Below are 5,938 nucleotides of genomic sequence, written 5' to 3' on the forward strand. Positions count from 1 at the left end.
GACCTGTTCGGTGATGACAGCCGGGAGCTTCCCCTAGAAATCATTTCCGCGATAGTAATCGCAAGGGAGATCAGCAAAATGGTCGCTGCTAATGACAGCCTAAAACACCGCCTGCAGGGAATACTTACAAGGCATATCGAACAGCAGGAGAAAAGCGCACTGGTCCGCAACATGGTAAACGAATCAGAAACTGACGTAGAACAAGTCGTGGCCATACTGGAAGTCATGCTGGTGCAAATGTTGAAGCCTTGGCCGGATAAACAGGATGGTTAACTAGGATCAAATTAAACGATACGAATTCTACCATTTATAAGTTTATTTGAATGCCACAAGCTATCAATTAAATGAGTCTGGTATAAAAAAGTCAGACATGAGGTGTGGTTGATTCTGCAGCCTATGATCTTCCACCCAATTTTAAAAAGGGTATAATCATAGGTATAGGGAAATATGCTGAGAAGACGGAGAATTTGAATATGATTAAAACTTTAAATAAATGTGCTGACAAATTGATTATCGGTTCGGAAGATTAAGAACGCGTGCTTGATCATCTGGATACTATAATAAACTAACCAGATTTTTTCACTCTTAAACTTTAACGTATGAACGACGAAGACTACCTAAAATTACAAAAGGTGCAAAATGCACTGCTCATGCTGAGGCCTGAGAAAAGCCGGAAACGTCTTGAAAAATCATTTCTAAAAATTTTTCTGAATAGCCAGGACATCATGCTGATATTTCAGATCTGTGCTAAAACAGCCTACCGCTGGCGAAAGGAAAAATACCTTAAATTTAACAGGGTACGGGGAACCTATCTCTATACATGGGGCGGTATCCTGGACATGATTGATGACAGACTCTTCGGAAGCGAGTAAACTAAAACCACACCATAGTTGCCATGGAGTCTGGGGCAAATGCCTCAGGCTCTTTTTTTTTCTCACAACCCGCTGGAATAATGTGACGAATGCCACTATTTCAAATCGCTATAAATACTATATTTATCCTGCTATACCTACCTGAAAGCATGGATCTATTTAACGACTCTCTTTTCAAAGCCCTATTTGATACTGCAGTGCCTCGTGTGATTTTAAAAGCTGAGGTGCCTGATTTTACCATCTTAGACTATAACAGGGCTTACGAAATTGCTACACACAACATAGGAAAAGATATCAGGGGTAAAACGTTATGGGAAGTTTATGCTCCTGAACAGGCAGTAGGCGAAGGTGCTACAGTGCTGCCAGATGCGCTCACGCGCGCGGTTATCAATCGCGAAACTATATACATGCCGCCATTTCATTACGATATCCCTTCGGCTGAGCCTGGGAAAATGGAAACCAGCTGGTGGGAACTGGAGATAGTATATATTCCTGCTACAGAAAAAAATAAAGACTGCCTGCTGGTCACTACATACAATATAACAGAAAGAATCATCAGCAGACAATCAGTTACCGAAGGCCTGGAGCGCGAGCAGGAATTAGGTAAAGAACTTGCGGTGATCAATGAGGAACTATCGGCCGCGAACGAAGAGCTTGCTGCTGCAAATGAGGAGATCACGGCTTCGAATGAAGAACTGTATGACTCCAATGAAGAGCTGGCAATGCTTAACGATGAACTGGGAATGATGAACGAAGAGCTCATGCATGCACAGCTTAATCTGCAAACGCTGTATTCTGAACTTGAACAGCGCGTGGAAGACCGCACCCGCGAACTTGCCGAAAGTGAACAGCAGTTCAGGCAGCTTGCCGACTCAATTATCCAGATGGTCTGGATAACAAATGAGAAAGGTATCCTAACCTATTACAATAAGCGCTGGGAAGATTTTGTGGGCAGGCTTAACCCGGCAGAAGGGGAGGCCGACTGGTACAGGATTTTCCATCCCGATGATGCAGACAGAATCAGAGAAGTGTGGCTCCGCTCGCTGGAAACCGGTGAACCTTATGAACTGGAATACCGCCTGAAGAACCTCAGTGGCGAATATATCTGGATCCTGGGAAGAGCAGCGCCATTCTATGATAAGACGGGCAAAATAAGCCGCTGGTTTGGGACCTGCACAGATATCAATGAACTGAAAAAGGCCGAAGCAAAAAAGGACGATTTTATCAGCATCGCCAGTCATGAACTGAAGACACCCGTAACCAGCCTGAAGGCTTCACTGCAGCTGCTCAATAAATACAAGGAGAAGGATTCAGCACAAAAGATGATACCGGCGCTGGTAGATCAGGCCTGCAGAAGTTCTGACAGGGTGAGCCGTTTAATAGACGATCTCCTGAACATAAGTAAACTGAACCAGGGCCAGCTGCACTTGAACAAAAAGCACTTTAAACTGGCAGAAGTTATAGAAGAATGCTGCGGATACGTGCAGCTTGCAGGTGAACACAAAGTGCTGATTACGGGAGATACAGATGTAAATGTATATGCAGATGCCGGCAGGATTGATCAGGTCATGGTGAACTTCATCAACAACGCTGTAAAACATTCACCTGTCACTGAAACGATCCAGGTAAAAATAGAAAAAGAAGAAAAAGCAGTGCGGGTTTCGGTTATAGATAAGGGAATAGGGATACCAAAAGAAAAGCTGCCTCATTTGTTTGAGCGCTATTACAAGGTGGACGAAGAAGGAGCGCAATACTCCGGCCTGGGATTAGGTTTGTACATCAGCGCAGAAATCATCAGAAAACATGAGGGCGAAATCGGCGTAGACAGTGAACCGGGTAAAGGAAGTTCCTTCTGGTTTACATTACCTATTCATTTATAGTATTTCATTTTGTTGGACCTGTTTTTTGATAGGCTGAACTTTTGACCAGGTGAGGTTATGCAACAGCCAGTCAAAAGGGCCTATCCAGAAATATCTGAGCCATACAGTTGACCATACCATCCGAATGCCAGAAATACTCCGGGAGTAATAAGTCCTTGCAGGAGCTACTTCAAATATGCCCATTTCCATTATCCAGCTGTAATAGTTTAATTTATTCTCCAAATCTGAACATAACTACTATGGATTAAAATCACCATTATAGGGGATCGAATTTTCTCCTGCCCGATTTTATCTCAATAATGTGTCCTGTTAAAATTTTATTGTTTAGACAATTATATTGTGAATTAAATCATAAATATTTTGGTGTAAATTAACTATATTTAGTTTTTGTGACAAAGTGTCGGATGCAAGCAGCAATATATCATGAATAAGAATATTTTGATAGTGTATCATATTCCTTCCGAAGCAAGCCCATTGGTGAAACTGCTACATGAGCAGATGCCCGGGTTCTTTTTTGAAAGAAAGACAGTAGAGGATGAAATTCTGCAGGCAATTAAAAGCATGAATTATTCATTGGCGATTTTTGATCTGGATATTAAATTAAAGGGATATACAGGATTGCAACTGGCATCAATGCTGGTAAAGATCAATCCCTTAATAAAGTTCCTCTTCCTGTCTGCCAATGCAAACTGGGAATACAAATCGCAATTAATTGCTGCAATAGACAGGGACAGGATGGTAGATATCGTTGTTAAGCGCCGGCTCCACTTGTCTGAGGAGCTAAAGCTGGTCCTGGAACATTACTATAAAAATTTGCTGCGTGCGGATATGAACCTTAACAATGGTCTGCTGGAGTATTACGAAATCGCAAAAAATGAAAAGAACCTCTACCAGAAAGCCGTAATCTTTGAAAGTTTTATGATGGCGCTGTTTCAGGCATTTGGATACAAAGAAATGAAAGAGCGCATCAGGAACCATGCGATGAACGAAATTGATGTGATCATCAGAAATGAGATAGATGATTCTTTCCTCCGCAGTTTTGGTAAATATGTCCTGATTGAATGTAAGAATATCCCCGGGCTGGCCATCAGCAGGTATGACCTGATCAATTTTCATTCTAAGGTAAAGCATGCGATAGGGCTGAACACGATGGGAATATTTGCTACTACGGGCCTTGTTTCCAGGGATATTTACGATGAAGCTATGAGCAGCGCTGCTGAGCCGGGAAAGATTGTATTTCTGGACGATGCAGAAATTTTAAAACTGATCAGGGCAGAGGATAAAATAGAGGAGTTCAAGAAAATGATCACCGGGCAGATCTATCAGCACCGCTGAGAGAAGGCCGGTAATTACGCTGTAAGTTTTACATAATTACCGGCCTGGTATTTCCTGTTTCATCAGTAAAACTGAAGGATTACTTTACTCAGTTGAGCAGGCTTTCAATTTCTTCAGTGATTTTGGTTTCCATTTCTGAGCCTTCAAAACCTATGGTACGGTATTGCATTTTCCCCTGCTGGTCTAAAACGGCAACGGTGGGGATAAGGCTGAAACCAACTTTATCGCCCAGCTTGCTGTCGCTGTTATAATAAAGAGGGAAAGTATACTGGCTGTTCTTTTTCGCCCAGTCCCTGGCATCAGTGATGGTATTGCCAGATCCGGTATTGATGACCATAAAAACTACATCGGGTTTGTTTTTATAGGCATCGTATACACGCTGAAGGTAAGGCAGTTCTTTCATGCAGGGCACACACCAGGTAGCCCAGAAATCCATTACCACGATCTTTCCTTTGAGCTTTGATTTATCCAGGATCACACCTGACAAATCTGTTACGGAAATAAGGTCCGGACCAGGAAGGTTAAGCAGTTGCGTTTTAATCGCCGCTTTTACTTTCGCGGTTTTCTGCTCTTCCAGGTTTTTTATAGCAGCATCAAAGGCGGCGGCATTGGCATTAAATTTAAGGTAACTGGCTCTTGCAGATTTGATCAGAACTGGGTTGCTGCTGTCACTGAGAATAAGCTGCCAGTAAGCCTGATAAGCTTTTTCGGGCTTGTTGCTTTGTTCAAACACAATTGCGATGTTACGCAAACTCTCCGCAGGAGTTGCGGAGAATGCTCCAGGATCACCTGCCGGGGCAGGTACAACTCTTCCCGAAGCAGCTTTGACTGCTGGGCCGTTTACAGCTACAGATTGCGAAGCGTATTTTAGTGCAGCCTGCTGCTGACCAAGGTAAAGTTTATTCAGCGCGAGTATAGAAAGCAAAGTTGATTTTGCATCGCGACGGGTACGCACTCTCGTGCTATCGTCTACAAAAGTTTGGATGTAACCAAAGTCATCAGTATTTCTGATAGATCCTACCGGCCACTGATCAACCATTTTTAGCGCGCGCTCAGCATAATCCACTGCCGTTTCCGGTGCCAGTTTTGCCTGTGTGAACTTTGCCGCGATATCCTTTAAATCCCTTGCAGTGTACGGTGTTTTTGCTCCCTGGGTTTTACCTGCATGCATCACTGCTTGTTTTGCATCGCCAATGGCAAGATAGTGCTGAAACAGGATTTTGTGTATGGCCATGGAGCCTGCGGTACCGGTATGGTCACTCTCTTTGAGCAGTGCTTCAAGTTGAAGGAACTTTTTGTTGCTGTCGGTTTCTTTGGCGATAAAAGCTGCCTGGTATTGCCTGGCCAGATCAGAAGCAGGGTAGCTGCGGATCACTGCTTTACGGATAGAATCGCCTTTGGCAGCTGCATCGGTCATGGCATAAGCAGTTATCACTCTGGCTACATTTGCAGGCAGGGTAGGTGCAGTTTCAAATTTATTGGCGATGAGCTGCATCGCTTCTGCTTTGAATCTTCCTTTTTCGGCATCTCCAGACGCTTTAGCCATGCTGATGCTCAGGAAACGGATACGTGCCTCAAAGTTATCGGGGTACTGGTCCAGTTCTTTTTGCAGCAGCGCTAACTGCAGATCAGGAAGGTCAGGAGCTTTGGGCATTTGTGTTTTGATGCTGAACGACTCATGGTAGTATCCATCTTTCACACGCTGCTTTCCATCATATACCGCGAGCGTGTAATGACGGTCTGCCGCGGGTTTATCAATGACTGTTCCGCACTGAAAGTAAAACGAGGCAAAGGTTGCGTAAGGTTGTACCTTAAAGGAAGTTACCCAGTCGTCGCCTTGTTGCACCATAT

Annotated in this window: 6 protein-coding genes; 4 read left to right on the forward strand and 2 right to left on the reverse strand. The window is 43.8% G+C overall.

What is annotated here, in order from left to right; all coding sequences use genetic code 11:
- The 3 genes from ABWY16_RS21405 to ABWY16_RS21415 form a co-directional block, all read left to right on the forward strand.
- Positions 1-273: hypothetical protein (locus ABWY16_RS21405; RefSeq protein ID WP_353906708.1), on the forward strand; the 273-nt coding region annotated here is incomplete at its 5' end.
- A gap of 326 nt (positions 274-599) precedes the next feature.
- Positions 600-872 (forward strand): hypothetical protein, encoded by a 273-nt coding sequence (locus ABWY16_RS21410; RefSeq protein ID WP_353906709.1) that lies wholly within the window; start codon positions 600-602, stop codon positions 870-872.
- A 149-nt stretch (positions 873-1,021) separates the two neighbouring features.
- The gene (locus ABWY16_RS21415) at positions 1,022-2,752 is read left to right on the forward strand and encodes an ATP-binding protein (RefSeq protein WP_353906710.1); all 1,731 of its coding nucleotides are present in this window, start codon (positions 1,022-1,024) and stop codon (positions 2,750-2,752) included.
- Here ABWY16_RS21415 and ABWY16_RS21420 read toward each other — a convergent pair.
- The gene (locus ABWY16_RS21420) at positions 2,747-2,941 is read right to left on the reverse strand and encodes a DUF418 domain-containing protein (RefSeq protein WP_353906713.1); all 195 of its coding nucleotides are present in this window, start codon (positions 2,939-2,941) and stop codon (positions 2,747-2,749) included. The two genes, ABWY16_RS21415 and ABWY16_RS21420, sit on opposite strands and share 6 nt — an antisense overlap.
- 234 nt (positions 2,942-3,175) lie before the next feature.
- Here ABWY16_RS21420 and ABWY16_RS21425 point away from each other — a divergent pair, with 234 nt between their 5' ends.
- Positions 3,176-4,087, forward strand: coding sequence for a restriction endonuclease (locus ABWY16_RS21425; protein ID WP_353906711.1), 912 nt, complete (start codon positions 3,176-3,178; stop codon positions 4,085-4,087).
- Between the two features lie 88 nt (positions 4,088-4,175).
- Here ABWY16_RS21425 and ABWY16_RS21430 read toward each other — a convergent pair.
- The coding region (locus ABWY16_RS21430) for a TlpA family protein disulfide reductase (RefSeq protein WP_353906712.1) at positions 4,176-5,938 on the reverse strand (1,763 nt) is incomplete at its 5' end.

The sequence above is a fragment of the Pedobacter sp. genome (assembly GCF_040513095.1).
Taxonomy (GTDB): Bacteria; Bacteroidota; Bacteroidia; order Sphingobacteriales; family Sphingobacteriaceae; genus Pedobacter.